This window comes from Microbulbifer sp. NBRC 101763, assembly GCF_040371615.1.
Classification (GTDB): domain Bacteria; phylum Pseudomonadota; class Gammaproteobacteria; order Pseudomonadales; family Cellvibrionaceae; genus Microbulbifer; species Microbulbifer variabilis.
In genome coordinates, this window is record NZ_BAABQV010000004.1 from 442,011 (window position 1) to 468,670 (window position 26,660).

Genomic DNA, 26,660 nt, shown 5'->3' on the forward strand with positions numbered 1-26,660 from the left:
GAGTAAGGCGTTAAGCATCAAAAACATGGAAGCTCTCAAAGAACTTGAAGAATGGTATTTTTCTCAGTGCAATGAGGACTGGGAACATACCTATGGCATTGAAATCGGTACTCTTGATAATCCAGGCTGGTTTCTAAAGGTAGACATCACCGATACAGATATAGAAGAAAAGGAATATGAAGGTTTTTCCTACGGTGTAGGTGATGACGCCGAAGCGAGTGGGAACGACTGGATTATTACAAAACTAGAAAGCGGTAAGTTTGTTGGCTATGGTGGCCCTCACAAACTAAGCGAGCTGATAAAGCTCTTTCTAAAGTGGGTAAAAAATGCTTAACAAGCCGCAGCAATCGCTCCCGTTGGTCGCTGGGACAGCCAAAACGCTTCGCTTTTTTGTCTGCCCCTGTGTCGGGCGTTAAATTTCATCATGGTTATATTCGCAGTTACAAGAAATGGCTACACAGAATTAGAGCCAATAATTAGATCGGCGCTGTATCCAGTATGGGTGGGCGATGGCGTGCTGAATGAGCAGGAGATAGATTCGCTACGATCAAGCGATATCGACCTGACTAACTTCAACTATACAATAGATCCTAGCGATGATAGCGCGCTAGATGAAGCACTAGCCACGATTGCAGAGCACCATCCAAATGAACGGGTTTGGCTAGAGTGCCTACCCTAAATTTAACAAGGCGCACAAGCGGGACAAAGTGCTGCGCACTTCGCCCCTTCGCTTGGCGTTAAGGCATATGCAGACGGAAAGAAATACGAAATGAGAACTCTTGCTACAGCCTTGGTGCTATCCGTTGTTTTGAATTTGTACTTGATTTATTGGTTTATTGATAAAAGTTATACGATAGAGGCGGTACCTAAATTGAGTGCCGATGTCCGCATTCTAGGGAAGTTTATTAGCCAAAAAAGCACCAAGGAATCAGTAGCCGCTATATTAGAAAGTGATCTACCTGACATTAATTTTGAAGACTCAAAGTCTATGGATAAAAATTACGAGACACAGATCCGGCTTCAAAATCAGATAGTGTTCTATTTTGATGAAAATGAGCAACTTGTTGCCGTAGACCACTGGGGAGCTAAGTTATCTCCGCTATGGCAGAAAAAGCCTTAACAATCGTATGTTGTCGGACTGGTTTTCCACTGCGCTCCACCCAGCCGCAAATACGGGCGTTAGAAGTCTTAAACACGTAGAGCTAAAAATGTATTCGAAAAAGGTAATTCTATTAGCGGCAAAAGCTGCGTTTTTAAGCATCGCGTGGGCGGTTGTGGTGATTGGTGTGCTCTCGCTCTTTGCTGTGAGTGAAATGTCACTATTTGAAAAATCAGTCTTCCTGCTCGGATTTCAAATATTAGCTTGGTTATTGTTCTTTGGCGCATGCATACTATTTCATCGCCGTAGAATGCAAGATTCGGCGTTCAAAGATTCTTTTCTTTCAAAAGGAGATAAAGAACGCGGCCAAGAGCTGGGTACATATTTGGAGGGGTGGTAGTGTACCCAACTTCTAACAATCACAGGCAGTTTGCGTCGGCCCCTGACGGGGCCTCTGCGTGATCTTGCCCCGTTTTAACGGACACCAAGGTCAAACAGACGAGGTGTCTTATGCCGAAATACAACAAACCTAGAAAGACTTGGCAGTATTCAAACGAATTCAAAGTGAAAGCGGTAATGCTTAGCTTGATAGAGGGCATTCAAGTTAAGGAAGTGGCTGAAACTCTCGACATTCACCCTTTCATGCTGTCACGATGGCGAAAAGAGTTTCAGGAAGGGAAGATTGTGGCAGATAAACGAAGAAAGCTTACTGATGTAGTCTCTAGAACAGAAAAGGAACTTTCTAGGGTAAAGCGTTTAGAGGCGGAGAATCGTAAATTAAAGCAGGAGCTTGATTTGCTAAAAAAGTGGCAACGGTTTCTTGCAGAGGAACATCAGCAAGATATCGATTTATCCAGAGGTTCGGATCAGCATTAGGTATCAAAAGAACTTGTCAGTGGCTAGGAGTATCGCGCAGTGGCTATTATGATTGGCTGAAGAGGCCGCGATCGCACCGAAAACACCAAGATGATGATCTAAAAGTTCAGAGATTCAAAAGATTTCGGATGACTCTGCAGGGCGCTATGGTATTCCAAGAATTTGGAAAGCCCTGCTGACCAAGGGCTATGAAGTTAGCCATAAGCGCGTAGCCCGGCTGATGCAGGAATTAGGAGTCGTAGCCAGAGTTACGAGAGTGACACGTAGGGCACCAGGAATAATGCGTTTCCTAGCCTCTGGGGAGAATCTTAGACCGGAAGGAGCTGTGCCTAAAAGCAAGAATCAAGTTTGGGTTGCTGACATAACTTACCTTAAGGTTAAGGGTCAATGGCAGTACTTGTCAGTGGTGATGGATTTGTATTCTCGCCGAGTAATCGGTTGGAGTTTAGACACGAAGAGAGCAACAGAATTAACCCGAAAAACCCTGATGAATGCTGGAAGGAAAAGAGGATCACAACCGGGGTTAATATTACACACGGACAGAGGTGTAGAGAACAGAGGATCCGAGTATCAAAAAGAGTTGGGAAGATATGGAATCCAGCATAGCTTGAGTAGAGCGGGTAAATATACGGATAATACTCATATGGAGTCGTTCTTCCATAGCTTAAAAGCTGAACTGATTAGAAAAACTAGCTTCCAGACAATGAGCCATTTAAAGTATGCTCTGGCTCGATATATTAATGATTTTTACAACCGTAAGCAGCTGCATTCAGCTTTAGGCTATCAATCATTAATAGAATATGAGCGAATAGCAGTATGAAAAGTAGTGTGTCCGTTTTATCGGGGCAAGATCACCTTTCACTCAAATTGCTGGTACAATTACGTGCTAAGTCCGCAGGCCACTGTGGCCGGCGTTAATTCTACTGACACCTTGGCTCACTCTTTTTTAAACGAGCTGTTAAACCACTGGTATAGAAGGAGCTAATTATGGAAAGCATGGAATTCAATACCCCAAAAGTCGTGCTCTACACTTTCGCTACCAGTCCATACGGTCTTAAAGTCCAAGCTTTTCTCGCTTTTAAAAAGATCGCTTACGAAATTGTCTATGTATCTCCGTTTAATATGAGGGAAACACTTCCGATGGGGCATACCGTGCCTGTTTTGACAATTGATGGTGAAAGCAAAAATGATTCACAAGAAATAGCTCATTGGCTAGATGAACGCTTCCCGCAGCGTCCCCTGTACCCTGTAGACGGTGATCCGTGCATTAACGAACTTGATGATTGGGTCCAGCATTGCATGATTCCTGCAAATTTTAGGTTTGCGCGACCGACTTTATCGCTAGCACTTCCTGTGCAGCTGATCAACGCTTGGCGCCTCGGTTGTGCCATGAATCGCACGGTACCAGATAACGCAATCGGTGCATGGCGTTTTGTATGGCCTCTAGTCCTTCGGTGGGCTCCTTTTGTCCGCAGGGAAGCTGAAAATGCTCCAGGAAACAGCATAATGGCTGCTGCACGTCATGTCGGTGCACGTTTGAGTAAAGAGCTTGAGAGAGGTCCTTTTATGTGTAATCGCAGTGAAGTGAGTGTTGCAGACCTCTCTGTCTATGCGCTCCTTGCTTTTGGTTATGAGGCTGGGCTTACAGGAGGAGACGGACTTTTCCGTCGTAGTCGCATACGAGAATGGGCGCTACGTGTGCAGGGTGAACTCGACCCTTCATTGCCTTTGGTTCCAAGCCAGATTCAAGCTAGAAAGCTAGGAAGCTGATTGCAACCTTTTTAATATCTGCCCTCCCTCTAAGGGTTTGTATGGAGGGTAACTACCAGTCTTCTATCTCGAAAGAAATATGAGATGTCCCTACAAATTAGATGCTGGGAAATTAACAAGTTAATCCAGGCGGGCACAAAAACCTCCAGTTTTTATTCCGCTGTTTAAAGCGTTAAGTACCTAGAGTATGGGGTAGCAATGCCACAGAAAGTTGGATTCATTCATCTGCTGTTTGCTATTTTCACGTTAGCCTATTGCGTGTTTGCTGTTGTGAGTGGCAAGGTATCTGTCTATAAACGAGCTGGTCTCTCAGAAACAATCAGTATTGATGTTGAACCAGAACGGTTTTGGGGTGTCGTGTTACTTTATGTAGGTATGGCAGTAATTATGGTTATACTAAGTATAAAAAAGTACTTTCCCAAAAAACTCTATGAACTTATTGATTTTGGTATACATTCTAAACTATCTATTTTACAAGTTATATTTTTAATCAGCTTTACCGCTTTAACGTACAGCACCATTTTTTGGTTGGCTGGGGTGTTGGCAAATACTTAACAAGCGACTATGGTTGCTCGTCAAGTTTTTAAGCCATACTTGCATCCCAGTAAGTGTTAATTTTCACCATCGTATTCAGGATCGTAATCTGCTTTCTCATGTGGGCAATCAGAGCGATCTTCTTAGATTTACCAGCGTCGTCTAATCGCTTATACATCGGCTTTAGTTTGGGATGATGTTGTATGGCCGACATACTGGAAGCAAACAGAACCGTACATATTCAATTTGCAATTTATGAATTAGGAAATTTTCTGGTTTAAAAGATTTTTACCATGGATTAGCTGAAGTAAAATCTTCCAACGCTGTTGGGAAGTGAAGAGGTGTGAATGTATAGAAATCCATATCAGAACTTTATTCAATAAGGATGGATAACGACTTTCATTTTGGAAGATTCTGCAAGTATCCGATTGCTGCTTATATTTAGTATGGAGTAGATGGAAAATTTATGGTTAGATTGTTTGACTGATTTCGGATAAAGTTGGCTGATTATCAGTGTGAAGACTAAGCAAGGAGGTATTAGTTCATGGATTTAGATATACCCACATTCATTTCTTCTTTAGGCGTTTCTTCACTCACTGCTATATGGTTGACTAAGTCACTAGTTGCTCATAGATTGGAAAAGGATCTTCAGAAACATAAAAATGAGCTAGATAGATCTTTAAGTGATTTTAAGAGTGTGCAAGATGGCCTAATTAGAAAGGATGTAGAAGTATACCTGAAGGAGAATGAAGCTGATATAAGATACAATTTTGAGGCGAGGGCCAGGTTGTATCAAGCTATTGGTCCCCTTAAGTTCCAGCTTCTTCTGGCTGCCCGTGATTTTAAAGCCAGAGTTACGAATATTCCGAAAAAACCCTATAAAATTGATTTGAATGGCCATTATGGAAAAAGCACCATTTACAGGCTAGCAAGACTGCTCTGTTTGTCAGAGCTGATAGAGAGTAAAGTTGCTTATGCTGATTTTGCTGTAGATGAGTCTTCTGTTAAGTTGCTTGAGTTCAAAAAATCGCTATTTCTGATGTTGTCCGGTTCAAAAATAACTAGTCATCACCCAAATGCTAATTGGAAAGTACAAAAGGAGCATATTTTCTTTGATACCTTATCAAGTATAGGAAATGCGCTTACCATTAATGAAGGCGAGTCAGTAGCGAGGTGTATGTCTTTTTCAGAGTTTACAGATGCCCTAAAAGAATATAATTTTGTTGAGAAAATTTCCCCCCTTGTTAATGTTATGTCTGGGCTATGTCTTAGAGGAACTCCAATCCTCTGGGTTAGGCTTTCTTGTGTTGCAGTGCTCTGTAATGAATTAATAGAAAGTTTGGGACGATCAGTCGGGTTTAAATATAAACCTCTTGATCTCAGTGCTCTTATTAGAGAAAGTAATGATGATTTCGTTCAGCGTAAAGCTAATAAATATGTTGAGCTATGTAATGAAACTATGAGTGAAGGTCTTTAGGGGGTATCAACACTCCCAATAAGGTACAGATTTATATTTCCATTTATAAGTTTGCTCCCTTCGCTGAAGGGGATCTGGCGGTGCAAATATCAAACACTATCTTCTATAGTTGCTGTGAGCTGCCAACTGCTTAGTATACTTTATTTGGTTTTTTTCGCAGAAAATTAATAAGATGGATAGATCATTTTTTATAATTTGAATTGAATATTTATTGTGTTCTTGGTTGCTGATGGTGATTGTTCATAGGCACAGACTGTAAAACTATGCTGTTCTACTTGATTCAATAGAATTTAACTTATTATCAGAGAGTTTAGCATCCTGACCTAAATAGCGTATGCTAAAGAATTTGGCTGTCTTTCTCTTTTCCTAAGCTTACTAAATGTAGCTGATTATTTTGAATTGTTAGTTCGGTTATTGATGTATACTCTGGTCGAAACTGTTGAATTTTTTGGCTTTTATGAATATAAGCAACGATTGAATTTATTACCATAAAATGACAAAAAACTATAGTATCTTCAGTAATGCTAAGTAAATATCTCTGAATTCCATTGCGCCACTCTTTTTGCTGTTTATCACTTATAGTCCATTCTTTGTTCAGAAGAGAGCGTATCCATGGTAGGCGTTGACTTGATAGAATACCTTCGGGTGTTGGTATCTCAGTAACTAAGTTGACCACTTCTATTGAAGCGCCCCATATTCTTGCTAGGGGTTCTGCTGTCTGCTTGGCTCGCAGCTTAGGGCTGCTCGTGATTTTCAATCTTCCTTGAATAGCAAGTTTTTGAGCTAACTCTTCAGCTTGTATAAATCCTAACTTGGTGAGGGGTGGATCAAGGATATTATCTCCTTTAGCTGCCTCACCATGTCGTGCAAGTAAAATTCTGGGCATGTTATTTGGGATTATAGATACTGGTTTAATACTTCATCTGGTATATTTTGCCATAATGATAGCAGTTCTGCTGTATTGAAATTCGTGAAATGTGGATGATTACCGATACGCTGGCTTTGCTTTCCTGTAAATATTGGCCAGTTGTTTCCCGGGTTGCCACATTCAGCGAAGTTCAGCCAGGCTTCTTGCATACTTTTACTTAAGGTGTGCGGGGCTGGCTCATCGCGATATAATTCCTGTAAAGACGCTTCACCATGAGTACCAAATAGATAGGCTAGTTCTGCAGCATGACACGCACCCAAAAAGGGCTGTGCCGCTAATGGTTGGGCGAAATGATAATGGAAACTTTGTCCTTTATGTTGGGTTAGATACCTAAGCCCTGGTAGGGTAAAAACCATATCGGTCAACATCAAATTCCAGGTTTTACTCCATTCTGGCCAGGGATTATTTTTAATAGATAAAGCCTGCTGGTAATAGTAATCAATAATAGGTTTTAGTGTGCTCTCAGGTAGCAGCCATTCTAACTTTTTGCAGATTGAGTGATAATTCAGTGTGAAAGTTTCAGGGTTTGTAACACTAAATAGATTCCACTCTTCTAGATTACTGCCAAGAAGAATTGGATGGGCTGTATTAGTTTTAATGTTTACTAAAGACGGTCGTCTTTTTCTTAATAAGCTTTCGTCTAGCACCGGCTTAAATGGAAGTTGCCCCCAGTTTTGTGTCATGCGTGGATCTTTAAGAATTTCGCTTTGTGCCTGAAGAAGTAACTTTGTAGAGCATTTGTGTATTGGTATTCCACCGCTTATGTTATTAAGATGCTCGATGAATGCTGCTGCCATGTTATTGGCTCTGGAAATCGAATGAGCAGCCCTTGGGTGGCCACTTTGTACAATCGCTCGAGAGTATAAATTATGATATTCAGTTACCTCTAATAGAGAGATGATGCTCATTGCGCCGGCAGATTCACCAAAAAGAGTGATATTGTTAGGATCTCCGCCAAAGGCTGCAATGTTATCTCTCACCCATTTGAGCGCTGCTATTTGATCCAATAGACCTTCGTTGCCAGTAGATGGGATTTCAGAAATGTCCTTTAAACGTAGAAAGCCTAGAGCGCCAAGACGATAATTGAATGTCACAATTATTGCTCTACCGCTTGAGGCAAGATGGCACCCATTATATATATCTTGGCAGCTTGACCCCATATAGAAAGCTCCACCATGAATCCAGAGCATTACAGGTAGCTTTCTTCCTTGGTTTATAGGTGGCGAGAAAATATTTAGATAAAGACATTCTTCTCTATCAGGAATCTCTCCATTTTTTCCCCGGACCTGCATCAGGTTTGAGGGATTTTGTGCAGCTGGCGTTCCAAATTGCGCTGCATCAAATGGCACACTCCAATTTGGCATTGGTTCGGGTGCTTTCCAGCGGAGGTCGTTAATTGGGGGACGAGCATAGGGTATACCTAGAAATTTATAGGTTCTTGTAGCTTCGTCTACTTTGCCAACAATCGGTCCAGCGGGTGTATCAATGACAGGTGTTGACCTCTTATTTGTGAGCTTTCTAATACTTGGGTCCGTTGTCATGAGTAGTTTTTCCTACTGTATTTCTCTCTAACGTTGCACTTATTTAGTCGGCGTTATTCTTCAGACTTTCCTTGAAATCATTTTAATTTACGTCCATACAAAAAGAGTGTGTGGAAAAAATTTGGCACAGTTATTTTCCGGAGGGATCCTGGCAAGGAGATGCATTGACGAATCTAGTCACGGATGGGCTCAAGGTGGGGAATTTTCCGTCTTTTAGCTCAGGCCATGAACAGTGTATTTAGGAAGTTGCACCGTTTGAAGTTGGTGAGAGCATGATCGTAAAAATCTTTGACAAGTCTACGGGCTTGATTGCTGAGAAGCCACTGGATAGCTTGAAGTTAACCGCGACAGGCTTGGTTGAATTGCCGGTAGATCCAGACGAGATAGCTTCGTTATCTCAGGAAGGAAATGACCTAGTAATAGTTTTAAAGACGGGTCAAATCTTCACTTTATTTGGTTTCTATCATGAAGACAGTGATGGAGATCATAGTGAGTTGACTGTAACTGGGGGTTCAGAGCCCTTATTCCTTGCGGCTTCGGGGGGGTTGATACCAGCTTTTACCGTAGCCGGCGGCCCAGCTGGTGAGCCTCCTCCCCCTCCTCCCCCTGCCGTTCCGTGGTTTGTCCCTGCTTTGATTGCTCTCGGTGTTGTTGTCATCGCTGTAGCATCAAATGACGATAGTAACCGTGGGGGTGGCTTTGTGCCTCCGGATTCAGATGCGGACGCAGATTCGGATGCCGATGCGGATGCTGACGCAGATGCCGATGCCGATGCGGATGCTGACGCCGATGCCGATGCCGATGCCGATGCCGATGCCGATGCCGATGCCGATGCCGATGCTGATGCCGACGCGGATGCGGATGCTGATGCCGACGCGGATGCGGATGCCGACGCAGATGCCGACGCGGATGCCGACGCAGATGCCGATGCCGATGCGGATGCCGATGCGGATGCCGACGCAGATGCCGATGCCGACGCGGATGCCGATGCCGATGCGGATGCTGACGCCGATGCCGATGCCGATGCCGATGCCGATGCCGATGCGGATGCCGACGCAGATGCAGATGCCGACGCGGATGCCGATGCCGATGCCGATGCAGATGCGGATGCTGACGCCGATGCCGATGCCGATGCCGATGCCGATGCGGATGCGGATGCCGATGCCGATGCCGATGCGGATGCGGATGCGGATGCGGATGCGGATGCGGATGCGGATGCGGATGCCGATGCGGATGCGGATGCCGATGCCGATGCCGATGCCGATGCCGACGCGGATGCCGACGCAGATGCCGATGCCGACGCAGATGCCGACGCGGATGCCGATGCCGATGCCGATGCCGATGCAGACGCGGATGCCGATGCCGACGCGGATGCCGATGCCGACGCGGATGCCGATGCCGACGCGGATGCCGACGCCGATGCCGACGCGGATGCCGACGCAGATGCCGATGCCGACGCAGATGCCGATGCGGATGCCGATGCCGATGCCGATGCCGATGCGGATGCCGATGCGGATGCCGATGCCGATGCCGATGCCGACGCCGATGCAGATGCGGATGCCGATGCCGATGCCGATGCCGATGCGGATGCCGATGCCGACGCGGATGCGGATGCCGACGCAGATGCGGATGCGGATGCGGATGCGGATGCCGATGCGGATGCCGATGCCGACGCGGATGCCGATGCCGACGCGGATGCCGATGCCGACGCAGATGCCGACGCGGATGCCGATGCCGATGCCGATGCCGATGCCGATGCAGACGCGGATGCAGATGCCGACGCCGACGCCGATGCCGATGCTGACGCAGATGCGGATGCCGACGCGGATGCCGATGCCGATGCGGATGCTGACGCAGATGCCGATGCCGATGCCGATGCGGATGCGGATGCGGATGCAGATGCAGATGCCGATGCCGATGCCGATGCCGACGCGGATGCCGATGCGGATGCCGATGCGGATGCGGATGCGGATGCCGATGCGGATGCGGATGCGGATGCCGATGCCGATGCGGATGCCGATGCGGATGCGGATGCCGATGCGGATTGTGATGCTGACGCCGATGCGGATGCGGATGCGGATGCGGATGCGGATGCGGATGCCGATGCGGATGCTGATGCGGATGCGGATGCGGATGCGGATGCGGATGCGGATGCGGATGCCGATGCCGATGCCGATGCGGATGCCGATGCGGATGCCGATGCCGATTGTGATGCGGATGCCGATTACGACTATGAGGGTGGTGAGCTACCGCCGGGATTCCCGGATTTGGAAATAGATTTTGACATTGATGAAATCATTTCCCTGGAAGCTATTGCGATCCCCAGTGTGTTTGAGGAGTATCTCGATACCGTTGGATATGCTTCTGCTTCAAAGGTTGAGGAGTCCGTCAGTGATGGAAGCGAGCAGGAAGGTTCTGCCGGGTTGGGTATGATGCAACTGGCTGAGCTTGAGCTGGACTTTGTTGATAGTGGTGTTGATAACCACTATCAACAGGTAATGACTGCAGACGGGTTGGCAGAGTTTGCCAATGACTATCAGCGGTTTGACTCAGTAGAAGAGTCCTTACTGGATGAGTTACTAGATTCTGGTGATCGGGATATTCAGCTGATAGAGCTCAATCTTTCTTATGATGTATCTGGACAATCAGAGCATCAGACGACTGTAACAGATATTGGTTCTCTAACCAGTCCTGAAAATTATGCAGTCATTGAAGATCCGATGGGAGATATATGGCAGCAAAATGGATTTAGTGATATGTGAGGTGAGAAGTTCAAGTTAAGCAAAAAAACCGGGCTAAAAGGCCCGGTTTTTTTTGAGCTAAACTTTTATGAGGCTTGGGAAAAGTCTTGCTTATATGGCTTCTTAATTCCAGGTTGTGGGATCTCAAAACTGTCAATGACAAGTGTGAAAACATGGATGTATTAAAAAAACTGTCATTTTTTGCACTCTCTATCCCTTCTCTATTTCTATCCGAAGTAGTCGGAGAGGAAGTATTTGTCAACTCTGTATCAGCGGAAAAAACAATTGTCGGGCACGGGGAAGGGCAAGATAAGAGAGCAGAAAATGTTACTTATCGAGTTTATAAGGATGAGGTAGCACAAAGTGAGCTCAGTATATTTGATACTGTTCACCGAGCGGTTGGTTGGCATCCATCAATTGCAGAATCGATCGGCTATCTCTACCAGCAAAGACAGGGAGTTAAAGCAGCGAGATCCGCTTACTTTCCACAATTGAGTGCTGGGATAGTTGCTGGTGAAGATACCGAGTACAAGCGAGAAGGTGACGGACATGCAATTCAGTTAAACGTCACCCAAATGCTGTTTGACTTTGGGAAAGTTTCCAGCAATGTAAGACAGGCTAGAGCGGGCGTGCGACGATCCCAAGCTCAAATTTTAAAATCGATAGAAGAAGTAGCTAGACAAACTGCTAAAGCAACTATAGAGGTACAACGATATCAGGCTCTATTGCAGAGCTCTGATGAGCAGGTTGATGGGGTGTCTGCTATCGCAAATCTTGTAAAGATTCGAAAAGAAAAAGGTGCTAGCTCCAGATCTGATGTTCTCCAGGCCCAGTCGCGAATTGACGCAGCGCAAGCGTCCAGGCAACAAATTCAAGCTCTTTTACGTAGGTGGAGAAGTACACTGCAGAATTTAACGGGGCTAGATGAAAAGTTTAGTGTCTCCATGTCAGTACCAGATGATGTGACTCAGGCTTGTGACTTGGATTCTTTTGACCTATCTGCGGTACCTGAGGTGCTTATTGCTGAATCTTACAGGGCAGAAGCAATGGCGCGCCTGGATGAATCTAAAGCAAATGCATGGCCAACCTTCTCATTAGACGCCAACATTAACCAGTACCTTGATCAGGATTACGTTGATGCGAATGCTTTTGACACGAATGAAAGTGCAGTTTTCTTCAATGTGTCTATGCCGATTTATCAAGGAGGTAAAATTTCGGCCGGCAAAGAAGGCGCTGGTTTTGCACTCTTATCGGCAGATGCAGCGAAAGATTCAATACGGTTATTGACTATACAAAAGTATCAGGAATCCCAGGAAGAGGCTGCCGGGCTGATGCAAAGCCTCAAAGCTTTGAATTCCAGAGAAAGTGCGATTGCTGAAACTCGGGATTTGTATAAACAGCAATATGAAGTACTCGGTACCCGTACTTTACTTGACCTGCTCAATGCAGAGCAGGAATTACACCTGGCACGCATAGAAAAGAACAATACTATTTTTGATCTTCACCTCCTTAAGATTGATTGTCTGTATAGTCGCGGTGGATTACGTAGGGCATTCAGTCTTGATGGACGGCAAATACAGGGTGTGGAGGTCCTTCCTTGAGTGAAAACAGTAGTAATGTTTTAAGATCTCTCGATGAAAGTGAAGGAATAAAGACTGGCACTATGGATTTTGAGCCATGGTGTGAAGCAGTAACCTATGTGGCTCGCCACTATCGAGTGGAGTGTTCACCCGAAAGTATCCGAATTTCCGGACAATGGGATCAGAACTCTCCAGTGGACCACACACTAAGAAGAATGGCACGTCAGGCTGGTTTGACGATAAAGTTTTGTACCCTAAAAGATACTGATATTAACCCATGGCGCTTACCACTCGTAGCTCAATTGCGTGGTGGCCAGATAGCGGTAATTGAAACCATTTCCAGTGACTTGAACGTTGGATTTATGCTGTGTGGTGACCAGGGGCTTAAAAGTACTTTACCTCTAGAGAAGATCAGCAAAGATATTGTTAGTCTGATAATCCTTAGGCCGAGGCAAACAACAAGAGATACCAGGATAGATGATTATATTAAAACAGATAATCAACATTGGCTTCGTAAAATAATACTTAGGGATATAAAACCCTATGGACATATCATGTTGGCTACCACGGTCGCCAACACTCTGGCTTTATCTGGCATTATTTTTTCCAAACAGGTGTACGACAGAGTAATTCCAGCGGAATCTATTCCCACTCTTTATGTTCTATTTAGTGGCGTTTTGGTTGCTATTATATTTGATTTTGTAATGCGTTCAATGAGAGTGAAGATTACAGATCTTCTTGGAAAGCGTGCGGACATCCGAATGTCTGATTTGGTTTTTGGGCATGCTGTAAGAATTCAAGCGCAGGCCCGTCCAAAATCTACTGGTACTTTTATTTCACAAATTCGTGAATTAGAAAAAGTGAGAGAAATATTCACATCCACTACAATTTTGGCAATTGCTGATTTACCATTTTTTCTGTTGTTTTTAATTGTAATGTGGTGGATTGCAGGGGTCTTAGCTTTGGTACCTCTACTGGCTGTTTTTCTTTTGCTTATTCCGGGTCTATTACTTCAGCCAAAATTAGCCAAGCTTTCACAGGAGTCGATAAAGGAATCCTCATTACGTAACGCCATATTGATAGAGACGATTCAGGGGGTAGAGGATATCAAATCACTACAGGCGGAGCAGTATTTTCAGGGGCGGTGGAACCACTTTAACACGATAACCGCAGATGCGAGCCTAAAGCTGAGGTCTCTTGTGGGGATGCTGCTTGCCTGGACTCATAATGTTCAATCATCAGTATTTGCGGTCATTGTACTGTTTGGTGCACCGATGGTTATGAGCGGCACTATGACTACAGGAGCATTGGTTGCAGCATCAATCCTGGGTTCAAGAATGATGGCTCCCATGGCAAATATCACAAAAGTTTTGAGCCGTTGGCAGCAGGCAAAATTTGCAATGCAAGGAATTGACAATCTAATGCAATTGCCGGTGGATAATCCTCAATTAGAAAAAAGAGTAAAGAAAACATCGATAACTGGGAATTTTCACTTCAAAAATGCAGTTTTTCAATATGGCGAGGAGGGGCAGGACCCTGCTCTTATCATACCCGAGTTAAAAATATATGCAGGAGAACGAGTTGCAATTCTTGGGAAAAATGGTTCAGGGAAATCTACATTTCTCCATGCAATGGCGGGTGCAATTGTAACTCAACGAGGACAGTTGCAACTGGATAATGTCAGTATTAAGCATATTGATCCTGCGGATGTCCGTAGGGATATTGGTCTTCTTAGGCAGGAAGCCACTTTATTTCATGGGACCATCCATGAAAACCTTACGTTGGGAGCTCCCAATGCAAATGATGAGGAAATTCTCTGGGCGCTTAATATGAGCGGCGCGAGCAACTTTGTTAATAAACTTCCCAAAGGTATAGGTTATTTAATACAAGAAGGTGGTTTTGGTTTATCCGGGGGTCAGAAGCAATCACTACTTTTATCAAGGATGCTGTTGCGACATCCCAATGTTCTCTTGCTAGATGAGCCTACAGCTGCACTTGATGAGTCAACAGAGAGAAAATTCATTCGGAATTTACAAGACTGGGCCGCTGAAAGGACTGTTGTTGTCGCGACACATAGAACCAATATCCTGACCTTTGCTCAGCGAATTATTGTTCTTAATAATGGTTATGTCGTCCTTGACGAGCCAAAAGAGAAGGCATTGGAAGTATTAACCCGGTCGCAAAGAAAGACATCAACTGAAGGAGAGAAAATTTCCTAACTATGTAAGAAATGAATGATATAGGTAATAGTTAACTGCAGTAGGAATAATTTTGGCTATTGATAAGCGGCGAGTTGCGTTGCTGGATATTGATCATCAGATTCATGAGCAACAGTACGGTGATGATGTAGATGAATCCTCCTTGATTCGATCGGGGACCGTGGTTTGGGTGTTCTTTTTGTTGATCATTGCCTTATTTATATGGTCATACTTGGCGCGTGTAGATGAGGTATCTTCTGGCAGCGGGAAGGTTGTGCCGACTTCACGAGCACAAATTATTCAATCCCTAGATGGTGGCATACTGGCACAGCTAAAAGTTTCTGAAGGGGATATTGTAGAGAAAGGGCAAGTTCTGGCCCAGCTAGACCCTACAAAAGTCCGCTCTAATATGGATGAAAGTTCAGCAAGGTATCGAGCTGCCTTGGCGAAGGTGGCTCGATTAAGTGCTGAAGTGAACCAGACGCCTCTACGCTTTCCTGAGGAGTTGGTGGGGCATGAAGAACTACAAGCTAAGGAAAGAAAATTATTTGATATTCGCAAGCAGGGGTTGCTGGAGTCAGTGCGAGGATCAAAAGAGTCTTTGGAGCTGGTTAGGAGGGAACTGGCCATGACCAGCAGCCTAGTAGATTCAGGTGCTGCTAGTAGTGTCGATGTTCTTAAATTGCAAAGGCAAAAAGCGGAGTTGGAAACGAAAATTCGTGAGCTTAACTCCCAATATATGGTGAGAGCTCGGGAGGAACTTGCGAAAGTAAGTGCTGAAGTGGAAGTTTTGGCTTCTGTACTGGAGGGGCGCTCAGATACGTTAGTCAGGCTTACTCATCGATCTCCAGTTCGAGGTATCGTAAAAGCTATTGAAATTACAACCATTGGAGGAGTTATTCCACCTAATGGAAAACTGATGGAAATAGTACCTCTGGATGACCAGTTACTTATTGAAGCAAAAATATCTCCAAGGGATATAGCGTTTATTCATCCTGGACAGCTTGCCAAAGTAAAAATTACCGCTTATGACTATGCGATTTATGGCGGCTTGTCTGGCGAGGTTACGATGATATCACCCGATACTATACAGGATGAGGTGGCACCAAATGAATTTTATTATAAGGTTTTTATTTTAACAACTTCTGATTCGCTGGAGAATGGTGTGGGTAAGAAGTTCTCAATAGTGCCAGGAATGATCGCTTCTGTAGATATTAAGACTGGGTCAAAAACGATTTTTGATTATCTGATGAAACCAATAAGTCGTGCCAAGGAGGCAATGCGAGAGCGGTAGCAGGTATGTTGATGAAGAAGTTAACAATGCAGTTTATTTTTGTTTTCTGTATACAGTACACACTTTGTGCTTATGCCGATGAATCCAAGGTTGTAGCGCTTACAGCATCTATAACTGTAAATAATAAATTGGATCGCGATATTTCGGGATATATTCATCGTATTTCTGTTCCGGTGGAGGATGGTGTTCAGCAGAGGCTGCTCTCTGTTCGCTACAAGCACCCAGAAGTGCTGAAATATAAAAGGCATAAAAGGGGCGATACAAGATATGTTGAATTTAAATTTGATGTACCTGCGCAATCATCAGTAACGAGATCAGTTATTTTTGAAATGGAGCTAAAAGAGTACAATTATAAAGATTTGCCAAAAGGTACAATCCCCTACCCGAAAGGGCGCTATATCAGGCCGCAGAAATATATAGAGACAGAGTCCCCACCAGTTAAGTTACTTTCCCAGAAAATCCAGTCCAGTTCGAAAAGTGATGAAGAACGCTTATTGGCTGCATTTCAAGCGCCCCAAGATATAATTGAATATCGGGTACAGTCAACCAAAGGTGCATACTATGCAGTGATTCACAAGACCGGTGATTGTACAGAATACGCTGCTCTTTTTACGGCTTTGGCGAGGTCAATGGGTTATCCGGCTAGAGTTACCTCTGAATTTCTATTTGCCAGTAGAAATGAGTTTTCCCAACCTAATCACCATGCTGCAGAGGTCTATTTCAATGGTAGGTGGTTACCGGTAGATCCAAATTTAGCAATAGATAGCAAATTAGGATATGGATTTGGAAGTGGAAGAGTTAGTAAGATTACTTTAACCAGGGACTTTACTTGGGTCTGGTCTAATGTATGGCCTGAAAGGTTTCAGCCACATGAGGAGAGACCGAAAGTAACAATCAATTGGAAAGTTGAAATCATTCGAGGGTCTTGAGAATTGAATGGGGGAGAAAAGATTACTATCAGGCATAGCCAAACTGGAGGTGCAGTGCCATGTATAAGATCAAGTCGGCTTTCGGAACTCCAATTTTGGTCAAAGATTGGCCTGACTCGGAGAGGGTTAATGAGCAGTTAACGGATATTATCCTCGGTAAGGAATCATCTATTCCTGCTGCCAAACGTTCTAATATTGGAAGTTGGGACTCTAAAAAAGACTTACTCGAATGGCCATACAAAGAAGTAACTATTGTAAAGCAGCGTATAGTTTCAGTTACCCGGGAGATGACAATGAAGGTCACTCGGGGGAAATACAGCCCTGCTGCCCAGGATATGTACGCTCATGCCTGGGCAAATGTTTCACGTGCAGATAGCTATCGAAAAATACATAATCATGAATCTTGCACATGGTCGGGTGTTTATTATGTGCGCTCTGTGTTATCTCAGGAGAAAAGTAAAAGTAGCGGCATTATAGAATTTCTTGATCCGAGAATGCTATGTATAACTACTGAGCTACCTAATAGCAATTTTGGCGGTAGAGTCAGGGTAATGCCGAGAGCTGGGAGAATGGTATTGTTCCCTAATTGGTTATTACATTATGTAAACCCTGTAGAAGATAACTCACTAAGAATTTGCATTGCCTTTAATGTAAAACTGGAAACCAGTACATTAAAGCGGCGTAGTGCAAGTATGCTTTCCCTAGGAGATGTAATGTTCTCTGAAGATCAGGTGATGGATCAGGGATAAATTCGTGCCTATTTCGCCATAGAGGCTTCATCTGATATTTTTAATGATGTTTTTTGTAAGAGGGCAGGAATTTTACCGAAGTCCGAGTCTCTTCTTGAGCCCTTAACCAGGATAAGGTCAAAGTTTTGACAGAATCCTGTAATATGATCCACTAATGCAGGAGCGTCGGAAAAGTGCGGGCCCAAAATATCTGGTGGTAGACATTCTCGTAGATATAGCATGTCTTCCCCGTGGGTAATAACCCAATCTACTTTACTTTGTAGTAATGGCTTAGCCAGGCTGGCATGTATTTCCTTGGATTTTTCACCGAGGTGTACGATTCTTCCCAGAACGGCAACCTTCCTACCCCCTTGTTTTACCATACTTTGCGAAAATACAGAGAAGGCATTTAACATAGAGCTTACAGTGGCGTTCCAGCTGTCATCAATTAACGTGATAGACTGGCCCCGTATATTCAAGCTTAATCGCTGTAAATGACTTTCATCAAGGTGAAGCTCTTGTAATCGCATAGCGGCTTCATCGAGATCTCTGCCAAGGGCATAAGCGACACTGATTGCGGCTAAGGCATTATGTAACATTCCAATGCTGGGTATGGGCACTCGCAATTCAAGTTCCCTGCTTGGTAATTGTAATCTTACCCAACTACCTAATTCGTCCGCTCGAGTATTTATTATCCGGATTTCGGCATTAGTGCTTTCGCCAAAAATAATTACTCTTCGTGCATGTTTCTTGGCTTTGTTTAGTACATAGTCAAAACACTGAAGGTGTTCACCGACGATGGCGATTGCGGATCCCACCAAACCATCATATATCCTTGACTTCCACCTAGCAGTGTCCTCCACATTTTTTACTTTCCGATCCGTTTGGGAAATACCGATTTCAGTGATCAGTGATATGGTGGGTTTAATACGATGAGTGATAGGGCCCCGTTTCATCCACAATGCACTTTGTGCAACTTCTATAACCGCTGCCTCGTGATCCTTACTCAGGCTAGCCAGCATAGAAGGTGCCCCTACGCGGGAATTATAGTTTCCCAGACTGGTCAATACTTGGTCCCTTGGTCCCAGCATTTGTCCAATCATTTTTAACGTGGTGGATTTTCCGGCGGTGCCTGTAAGTGCAATTACCTCTCCGTCAAATCGATCTCTTGCTGCGAGACCCAGCTCAATAATAGCTTTGATCGGGTCATCCACTTTTAGAATCGGGAGCTCCTTTGGTAATCCTTCGACTGGTCGTGCGACTATGGCTCCTGCAATACGGTGAGCAAAACTAGGTAACTTTTGATGGAAATCCCAAAATTTTGCGGACGTTTTTGAGCTTTGCTCGTGATACATACGATCGAGATTGGTATGGGCAACAAATAAGATTGGATCCAGGGAATCTTCGATAAACGCACTACCGGAAATAACACTACGTACAAACCATCCCTCGGGTGGGGGCACGAGCCATGTACCACCGGCAATTGCAGTAATTTGCTTCGCATTCCAAGTCTGTCCTGGTGGGTGATCGTAGATTATGGATGGGAATTCTGATCGATACTGTGGGATTTTCCGTTTGCGGTTTTCCCCGTTCCTGGAAAAATTTATTTTTGTGATCATACCAGCAATAGGTACTGGTTTGATCTTAGTGCTATTGGAAACAAGACCGATATGAAGTTGAAGATCCACATCAGTGATGTCTCTACTGGCTGGTGGCCTTAAGCCGTATAGATCACGGTAGATAGTACCGGGCTTCCAGCGACTTGTAGGCAATTGCCAGTCACATGGATCATGGTCCATGGATTTGCCCCAGTAGGGCATTGTGGTTTTCACCACTGGAACTGCACGACAATCCAGGCGAAAGTCCTCCTGGATTTCATTGTCTGTTCTCCAGAAGGATTCCACCCACAGTATCTGCCGGGATTTGACCTCTCTTGGGTAGAAACGCACTCCTAACAATTCCAACGGGCCTATTTTAATTGAAGTGGTTTGTGCATCCACGGGAACAGCTTTTACCTGCCAGCGCGGATTGAGAGATGGTTGCTGCTGGAGCGCAGTGATTTGGTAGAGAGTCTTTGGGAAGCTCGGAAGATTAACATGATCGCGCCTGGGGGGCGTGAGTCTTAGGATTGCGGTGCCTTCCTCGCATAAGCTCAGTTTGGTACCAAGCGGTAAGCACTGGTTGGAAAACTGTCGGCTAAGATTCACCGCTTCTTCCCTCGACAATTGCGTACTAAAACCAAAGCCAACTCCTACCGGGACAAAGGTAATCTGCTCGACTCCATGTGTACTGAGTTGCAGACGAAAGATGCCGCTATCCGCGAGGCTGTTACGAACGGCATCAAATAGTAAGTCTCCCGCGTCGTGGATAATAGGGCGGTTGCGATAAACCTCGATACCCTGCAAATTATGAGCACTGGTTCCGAGTATGGCGTCTGCCCCGGCATCAATAATGGCATGGCCCACATCAATTTGTTCTTTACTGGGATAGGTTTCGCGATTTGCTCCCCAGTGTACAGCCACAATTACTACTTGGGCTTGTGTGCGAGCGGCTGAAATCCGGGGGCCTAAAGTCTCTCTCCAGAGCTCGGGCAAGGATAATGGCAAGTATGCGCAACCGGCAGAGGTTGGCCCAGCGGCAAAACGGGGCTGAGTCGCATCTATCGAAAATAGGGCCACATTAAGGGGGCCGGCAGGCCTAAATACCGGCTGTAGAGCTTCATCCAGGTTTTCGCCGGAACCTGTATGGCCTATGCCGGTGATGTCCAGCCAGTGTTCCTGTTCCAAAAGAGCCTCGGGACCATAATCTCCACTGTGATTATTAGCAGTGGTTACGATATCAACTCCAGCAGCAATAAGCACTGACAACATTTCCGGCCTTGCGCGATAGTAGTAGGAAGAACTCTCACCCTTGGAGATTCCCTGTTCTCCTTGGGTGGAGACAACGCACTCCAGATTTACTGCACTGATATCAGCGTTCTTAAGTGCGGGAATTTTCCCGAGAACCTCATCGACTCCCAATTGTGCAGTGCGATAGTGTTGGCGTCGGCCTAGATTTACATCTCCGCCCCAGGCGAGTACTGGTAGGTTCTCTATTTCTAATTGTGTTGTTTTTTCTTCATTGACATTGTCTACCGTTTCAGCCGGTTGATTGATAGGCTGCTCAGAAGCATTTTGGGCGATAAGGAATTTGCGGTATGCAACGAATCCAGATAAATAGTGTTCAACATCATCAATTCTTATCCTGAAAGCGTGATGTCGGATGAAGAAGCTACCCAGGATTTTTTCTGGGTTCTTGAAGAACATGGCAAATTCAGGCCAGAAATGACCGTTGAGTAAGTAAGCCGCTCGTTTATGTAACGCTCGGTAAAAGTGCTCCAGGTCAACCTGGTCCAGTAAGTACTGGAATTCACTCTGTTGCCCCAGCCGCACAATCATTTTTTCGGCGGCCATCATTAACTCAAGAAGGGTTGGAAAGGTCGTAATCCGGTTTTCGACAAAATCCAGGTAGTTGGTAAAGTTACGGATGCCAAACTGGTAGTACTTCTCTTTTGGCCTATAAATGGTAAGTTCATTGACACAGTAGCTCAGCCAGTGATCATGGGCTCTCCAATGGCCGGATACGATAAAGTAGTCAAATGCTTTTTCCACTACAGCCAGCCAGCGCTCGTCCTTGCTCCAGTCATATAGGCGCATTAAACCAAACGCGGCTTCCCCGTCGTAGTAGATAACCCGATGCTGGTCCTTTATTTTGAGACTGGGATATTCAAGAACATGACAAAATTGGCCATTTTCGGGGTTTTGCATAAATGCAATACCCACCGCGAGTTGTTCCATGAGCTCAGCATATTCTTGGGTTTGTACCACCTCTGAGTATTTTACGAGGGACAGTAGGCTTACTGCATTGCCACCAAGCTTGATTTCGTTATTCGGCTCAACCAGGAATGCACCCACCTGCCCGTCACTGAGCGCTATTGGTTTAATTAATTTATCGGTGAGTAATTTGAGTGAACGTTGAATGGTTGCTATCAGGGATGGCTCTTTGGTGACCTCCCAAGCCTCGATCATTGCATAAGTACTGCTCGCGTGGCGCAGGTTATTGTAGGTGTTGATCTCCCTGTCGAAGCAGGCATGCCATCCATAATGGAAAAGCCCATTGGGTTTTACCTGGTTGGCCAGGTAATGACTGCCGCTTCTAATAAGCTTTGTTACCTGCTCGTCGCCCAGTTTGTCGATAATCCGTCGCCCGGCATTTAATCCCGCTTCGTATAAGTACACAGGTTCCTGATCTTTTTCGCAGAACAGCCCTTCAGTAGAGAGAAGCACGACGCTGCGCTCTTCAGATAGATTCAGGTCGCCCTGCTGAGGAAAACGTTTTTTATAGTAGGAGAGGAAATTCTTTTCGTTGAGGAATGCGTGGTCGATTTTGTTGCCGCCATAGAGCATGGCGTTTCCATTGAGTTCCTGTTCGAGGAAAGCAATTTTGCAATTGACATCCAGTGCGAGACCGTAGCGGAAGTAGGAGCGCTTGGTGTCCTGTAGAAGTTCATGCAAACCGGCCAGAGTCATCGTACTCCTGCGGGTCACCCAATCTATTCGCAGCCAGCAGGGCTCCATTTTTGACTGTTGTGCAGCCCTACGGGTATTTTGAGCAAGCTCCTGCCAAGCACTTGGAAAATCTTTTGCATGAGAATGTCGTACTTCAGCACGATGCTTGGCATCACTAATTGAAAAAAAAAGCGTATAGGGTGGACTGACCTCACGCAGTGCCCGCTCTACCAAGGGGCGCGCCTGCATCAGCATGCTGGATAGGGACATGTTGCTATTGTTCTCTCTGGATTCCGAGTTGGCAGAAATTACAGTTTTTATTTCTGTGATAACTACGGGAGGACTTTCCTGCTGGAGTATAGACTTACGTACAGATCCTGCCGGTAATGGGAGAAATATCGAATGATAAGTTGTTCCCAGATAAATTTTTTATGAACAAAGAAAATTGGGTTTTCAAAACTAATTAACTTGGATAGTATTGGGGATACCGCGCTGAAGAATGGAAGGCACGCAAAGTGCCGAAGGTTCTCATAATTAACCCTCAGGCTATTTAGGAGGGTTAATATCCAGGTTGAATGATTTTGCAGGTTATACGCTTGCCAATCCCTAAAACCCGAAAGGCGATCCTTTCGGGTTTTTTGTCAGAAAATTATTAACCGACCAATAAGATATTGGCCCTCGCGGTTGATTACCCTGTCGACTTTAAAGGCGATACATGGGCATTAGGCCTGTGAGAAAGGCTGTTTTCCCTGGTTTTTGCTTAGGTCTTGCTGTTTGGCGCGGAGTTCAAAGAGCCTGAAAGGGCTATTTGAGAACAAGGAAGAAATTGATGTGGAGTATTAGGTAATGCGTTGGAATTGGTGGCAGAACCTCAGGAGTTTTCCTCCTCTGGTCTGGATAATATTAATAGGCAGTTTTTTTAGCCGTGGCACTTACTTTATGGTTTGGCCTTTTCTGGCCATTCTTCTCTTTAATAAGTTTGAGTTGGGGGCAGCGGAAATTGGTTTAATTCTCAGTGCTTCAGCAGTTGGTGCGGCTTTACTGGGCTTTTATGTGGGTGCACTATCTGACCGTTATGGGCGTAGAAATATTCTGTTATTGGGTTCTGCAATTAACTTATGTTCTTTTGCCCTGTTGGCAGTAACCCAGACATTACCGGGATTTATTCTGGCAATGACCCTTTGTTCAATCGGTCGTGCTGTTTGGGAGCCGCCAGCAAGCGCCTTGATTGGTGACTTAATGGATAACCAGGCAAGTCGTGAGCTGGCCCTGCAGCTGCGTTATTTCCTTATTAATGCGGGAGCCGCATTAGGGCCTATTGTTGGTGTATGGGCGGGGCTCAGTGCGCAGCAGTCCACCTTTGGCTTAACTTCTCTCAGTTATTTGCTCCTGGCACTGGCGTTTATTTGGGGATTTGCAAAAACAGAGACGGGACAGCTCGCAAAGAGCAATGGTGATGGCTCTGTCGATTTAGGCAGTACCCTGTCGATATTGCGCAGGGATCAGGTGTTTATGGTTGTGATTGTTGCCAATATCCTCACGATGTTTATCTATGCCCATATGGATTCCAGTCTGGTGCAATATCTGACACGGGCAGAGGCTCCGCGATTGGTTGAGCTGATATCCAGCATGATTTTTGTGAACGCAATGACCATCGTATTATTGCAGTTTCCACTTATGCAGTTGATGCGCAAGCTGGATATTAATGGGCGAATTATGATCGGGCTGGTGATATTAGCCGCGGCACAAATATGGTTTGCCCTCAATCCGGTGCACTGGTTTTGGGGCTGGATGGGGGCGACCTTTGTCCTCAGTTTGGCTGAAGCGATTCTCTTTCCAACCATGAGTGTACAGATAGACCGGTTGGCGCCTGAGCATTTACGCGGTACCTATTTTGGGGCCTCTTCCTTTTACGCTCTCGGTTGGGCCTTGGCCCCACTGGCTGGAGGGGTGGTTTTAGAGTGGTGGGGTGGACCGACGCTTTATTGGATGTTGCTCGCGCTTTGCGGTGTAGTATTCGTGCTTTATCGCACAACAGCTTACCTCTCCCGCCCACACTGGCCGGAACGGGAAGAGCCGACAATCTCTTCAGGTGAAAGTGCCAAAGCCACTGGATAGTAAAAGGCACCCTAATTAAAACGTTTGCGGATATATAAATAGAAAGGTATCTGTGAGGCATAAAAAACGGGAAATCCAGTAATAAGCAGATGGAGCTTCCCGTTCTGATTTGATAGAGAAATTCCCCGACAAGAATATTGCCGGGGAATTTTTTAGATCTCTGCTGCGAGGCGTGAGCCCTGGTCAATAGCGCGTTTGGCATCGAGTTCTGCGGCTTCGTCGGCCCCACCGATCAGGTGGGTCTTCACACCGCGTTCCTGTAGCGCTTCATAGAGTTTACGAGCGGGTTCCTGGCCGGCGCAGATAATAATGTTATCCACTTCCAGCAGTCGCTCTTCTTCACCTATGCGAACATGCAGTCCTTTATCGTCAATTTTGTCATAAAGAGCACCGGCAATCATCTCTACCTTGCGGTGTTGCAGGCTGCCACGGTGAATCCAGCCAGTGGTTTTACCCAGGCCCGCACCCACTTTGGTAGTTTTGCGCTGGAGCAGGTAAACCTGGCGCGGAGTGCTTACTGCTTCGCGGGGTTTCAGGCCAGAGCGCTGTTCCAGCTCAATATCCACACCCCATTCACTAAAGAACTCTTCTTTATCGCTGGCAACTACTTCCTCTTCAGTGGAGTGGGGCCCGTCGTGAGTCAGGTATTCCGCCACGTCGAAACCGATACCACCCGCACCGATAATGGCCACTTTTTCGCCGACTGGTTTCTTGTGCTTCAGTACGTCCAGATAACCCAGCACCTTTTTGCTCTCAATACCTGGGATCGGTGGAGTGCGCGGCTCGATACCGGTGGCGATAATCACTTCATCAAAAGACTGCAGGTCTTCTTCGGTAGCGATAGTGTTGAGCTTGACCTCAACGCCAGTCACTTCCAGGTGGCGTTTGAAGTAGCGCAGGGTCTCCTGGAATTCTGCCTTGCCGGGAATCTGCTTGGCGATATTAAACTGGCCACCGACTCTGTCGCTGCCTTCAAACAGGGTTACCTGGTGTCCGCGCTCGGCGGCAACAGTGGAGGCAGCCAAACCGGCGGGGCCGGCACCGATAACAGCAACTTTTTTCACGTTTTCGGCAGGCAGGTAGTTCAGCTCAGTCTCATGACAAGCGCGTGGGTTGACCAGGCAGGAGGTGAGCTTCAGCTGGAAGGTGTGATCCAGGCAGGCCTGGTTACAGCCAATGCAGGTGTTGATTTCATCGGCGCGGCCCTCTGCGGCCTTGTTGACGAAATCGGAATCTGCCAGGAATGGGCGCGCCATGGAGATCATATCGGCCTGTCCGGAGGCCAGAACTTCTTCGGCCACTTCCGGTACATTGATACGGTTACTGGCAACTACCGGGATAGATAGGTGCTGTTTCACCTTGGCAGTAATATCGGTAAATGCGGCGCGGGGTACATTGGTGGCGATAGTGGGAACACGCGCTTCGTGCCAGCCGATACCGGTATTGATAATCGTGGCGCCGGCTTTTTCGATAGCCTGGCCCAGGGCCACTACTTCGTCGAAGTCACTGCCGTCTTCCACCAGGTCCAGCATGGACAGGCGGTAGATAATAATAAAGTCTTCGCCAACAGCCTCGCGCACACGGCGAACCACTTCGATTGGCAGACGGATACGGTTCTCGAAGCTGCCGCCCCACTCATCGGTACGCTTGTTGGTGCGCTTTACGATGAACTGGTTAATGAAGTAACCCTCGGAGCCCATGATCTCCACGCCGTCGTAGCCGGCTTCGCGGGCCAGGGTGGCGCAGCGTACGTAATCGTCGATCTGGCCTTCAATTTCCTCACTGGTCAGCTCGCGCGGAGTGAAAGGGTTGATCGGAGCCTGGATGGGGGAGGGAGCAATCAGGTTTTCGTTGTAAGCGTAGCGGCCTGTATGCAGGATCTGCATACAGATTTTGCCGCCTTCGGCGTGAACGGCCTCGGTCACTTCCCGGTGCTGTTGCGCCTCTTCCGGGGTGTTCATTTTAGAGGCACCCTTAAATACGCCACTCTCTTCGTTGGGCGCGATACCCCCCGTTACAATCAGGCCAACGCCACCGCGGGCGCGCTCAGCGTAGAATGCCGCCAAACGGGTAAAGCCACCGGGGTGTTCTTCCAGGTTGGTGTGCATGGAGCCCATCAGCACCCGGTTTTTTAGGGTGGTGAAGCCCAGGTCCAGGGGGGCAAGCATATTAGTGTAGGCTTGGGACATGGCAAAATTCTCTTCTTGTAACCTTTGGGGTTCATGTATATATGCAAAAAAGTGCATATCGTTGCCCAGCAGGATAACAAGAGCCTTTGACGTGAAACAGTGACCTTTCCG

General features: G+C 46.0%; 19 protein-coding genes and 1 pseudogene. 16 read left to right on the forward strand and 4 right to left on the reverse strand.

From position 1 onward, the window contains the following. The first annotated feature begins 25 nt into the window (after nt 1-25). The 8 genes and pseudogenes from ABWV76_RS12525 (at nt 26) to ABWV76_RS12560 (ending at nt 5,756) form a co-directional block, all read left to right on the forward strand. Nucleotides 26-334: an immunity 53 family protein gene (locus ABWV76_RS12525; protein ID WP_353376090.1), complete on the forward strand. Its 309-nt coding sequence runs from the start codon at nt 26-28 to the stop codon at nt 332-334. Between the two features lie 90 nt (nt 335-424). Further along, nucleotides 425-679 carry a hypothetical protein gene (locus ABWV76_RS12530; RefSeq protein ID WP_353376091.1) on the forward strand — a complete coding sequence of 85 codons (255 nt, stop codon included), beginning with the start codon at nt 425-427 and terminating at the stop codon, nt 677-679. 90 nt (nt 680-769) lie between these two features. Continuing rightward, the gene (locus ABWV76_RS12535; RefSeq protein WP_353376092.1) at nt 770-1,120 is read left to right on the forward strand and encodes a hypothetical protein; all 351 of its coding nucleotides are present in this window, start codon (nt 770-772) and stop codon (nt 1,118-1,120) included. Between the two features lie 88 nt (nt 1,121-1,208). Then, entirely contained in the window at nt 1,209-1,499 is a 291-nt protein-coding gene (locus tag ABWV76_RS12540; protein ID WP_353376093.1) for a hypothetical protein, read from the forward strand. Nucleotides 1,500-1,609: 110 nt separating this feature from the next. Next, nucleotides 1,610-2,795 (forward strand): annotated as a pseudogene (locus ABWV76_RS12545) (IS3 family transposase). A 167-nt stretch (nt 2,796-2,962) separates the two neighbouring features. Further along, nucleotides 2,963-3,745, forward strand: coding sequence for a glutathione S-transferase family protein (locus ABWV76_RS12550; RefSeq protein ID WP_353376094.1), 783 nt, complete (start codon nt 2,963-2,965; stop codon nt 3,743-3,745). A gap of 198 nt (nt 3,746-3,943) precedes the next feature. Beyond that, nucleotides 3,944-4,300 (forward strand): hypothetical protein, encoded by a 357-nt coding sequence (locus ABWV76_RS12555; protein WP_353376095.1) that lies wholly within the window; start codon nt 3,944-3,946, stop codon nt 4,298-4,300. Nucleotides 4,301-4,823: 523 nt separating this feature from the next. Then, the gene (locus ABWV76_RS12560) at nt 4,824-5,756 is read left to right on the forward strand and encodes a hypothetical protein (RefSeq protein WP_353376096.1); all 933 of its coding nucleotides are present in this window, start codon (nt 4,824-4,826) and stop codon (nt 5,754-5,756) included. Nucleotides 5,757-6,093: 337 nt separating this feature from the next. Here the strand turns inward: ABWV76_RS12560 and ABWV76_RS12565 are convergent, their stop codons facing one another. Next, nucleotides 6,094-6,642 (reverse strand): histidine phosphatase family protein, encoded by a 549-nt coding sequence (locus tag ABWV76_RS12565; protein WP_353376097.1) that lies wholly within the window; start codon nt 6,640-6,642, stop codon nt 6,094-6,096. An 11-nt stretch (nt 6,643-6,653) separates the two neighbouring features. Next, complete coding sequence (locus ABWV76_RS12570) at nt 6,654-8,225, reverse strand: carboxylesterase/lipase family protein (RefSeq protein ID WP_353376098.1); 1,572 nt, start codon at nt 8,223-8,225, stop codon at nt 6,654-6,656. 272 nt (nt 8,226-8,497) lie between these two features. Here ABWV76_RS12570 and ABWV76_RS12575 point away from each other — a divergent pair, with 272 nt between their 5' ends. The 6 genes from ABWV76_RS12575 to ABWV76_RS12600 all read left to right on the forward strand — a co-directional run bounded on the left by ABWV76_RS12575 (nt 8,498) and on the right by ABWV76_RS12600 (nt 17,716). Next, nucleotides 8,498-10,987 (forward strand): BapA/Bap/LapF family prefix-like domain-containing protein, encoded by a 2,490-nt coding sequence (locus tag ABWV76_RS12575; RefSeq protein WP_353376099.1) that lies wholly within the window; start codon nt 8,498-8,500, stop codon nt 10,985-10,987. Between the two features lie 152 nt (nt 10,988-11,139). Then, on the forward strand, nt 11,140-12,567 hold the full coding sequence (locus tag ABWV76_RS12580) for a TolC family outer membrane protein (RefSeq protein WP_353376100.1): 1,428 nt from the start codon (nt 11,140-11,142) through the stop codon (nt 12,565-12,567). Next, nucleotides 12,564-14,765: a type I secretion system permease/ATPase gene (locus tag ABWV76_RS12585; protein WP_353376101.1), complete on the forward strand. Its 2,202-nt coding sequence runs from the start codon at nt 12,564-12,566 to the stop codon at nt 14,763-14,765. The genes ABWV76_RS12580 and ABWV76_RS12585 overlap by 4 nt, the downstream gene beginning before the upstream one ends. Before the next feature lie 52 nt (nt 14,766-14,817). Continuing rightward, nucleotides 14,818-16,038, forward strand: a complete 1,221-nt coding sequence (locus tag ABWV76_RS12590) for a beta-barrel domain-containing protein (RefSeq protein WP_353376102.1) — start codon at nt 14,818-14,820, stop codon at nt 16,036-16,038. 11 nt (nt 16,039-16,049) lie between these two features. Beyond that, nucleotides 16,050-16,967 carry a transglutaminase-like domain-containing protein gene (locus tag ABWV76_RS12595; protein ID WP_353376103.1) on the forward strand — a complete coding sequence of 306 codons (918 nt, stop codon included), beginning with the start codon at nt 16,050-16,052 and terminating at the stop codon, nt 16,965-16,967. 59 nt (nt 16,968-17,026) lie between these two features. Beyond that, a complete protein-coding gene (locus ABWV76_RS12600; RefSeq protein WP_020411378.1) occupies nt 17,027-17,716 on the forward strand; it encodes a TIGR02466 family protein in 690 nt (229 codons plus the stop codon). A gap of 8 nt (nt 17,717-17,724) precedes the next feature. On the opposite strand, the gene ABWV76_RS12605 is transcribed toward ABWV76_RS12600, so the two are convergent. Further along, nucleotides 17,725-22,512, reverse strand: coding sequence for a CapA family protein (locus tag ABWV76_RS12605; RefSeq protein WP_353376104.1), 4,788 nt, complete (start codon nt 22,510-22,512; stop codon nt 17,725-17,727). Here ABWV76_RS12605 and ABWV76_RS12610 point away from each other — a divergent pair. Then, complete coding sequence (locus tag ABWV76_RS12610) at nt 22,511-22,648, forward strand: hypothetical protein (protein ID WP_353376105.1); 138 nt, start codon at nt 22,511-22,513, stop codon at nt 22,646-22,648. The two genes, ABWV76_RS12605 and ABWV76_RS12610, sit on opposite strands and share 2 nt — an antisense overlap. A gap of 440 nt (nt 22,649-23,088) precedes the next feature. Next, nucleotides 23,089-24,360, forward strand: coding sequence for an MDR family MFS transporter (locus ABWV76_RS12615; RefSeq protein WP_353376106.1), 1,272 nt, complete (start codon nt 23,089-23,091; stop codon nt 24,358-24,360). Between the two features lie 152 nt (nt 24,361-24,512). On the opposite strand, the gene ABWV76_RS12620 is transcribed toward ABWV76_RS12615, so the two are convergent. Continuing rightward, nucleotides 24,513-26,549, reverse strand: coding sequence for an oxidoreductase (locus ABWV76_RS12620; protein WP_353376107.1), 2,037 nt, complete (start codon nt 26,547-26,549; stop codon nt 24,513-24,515). Nucleotides 26,550-26,660: the final 111 nt, after the last annotated feature.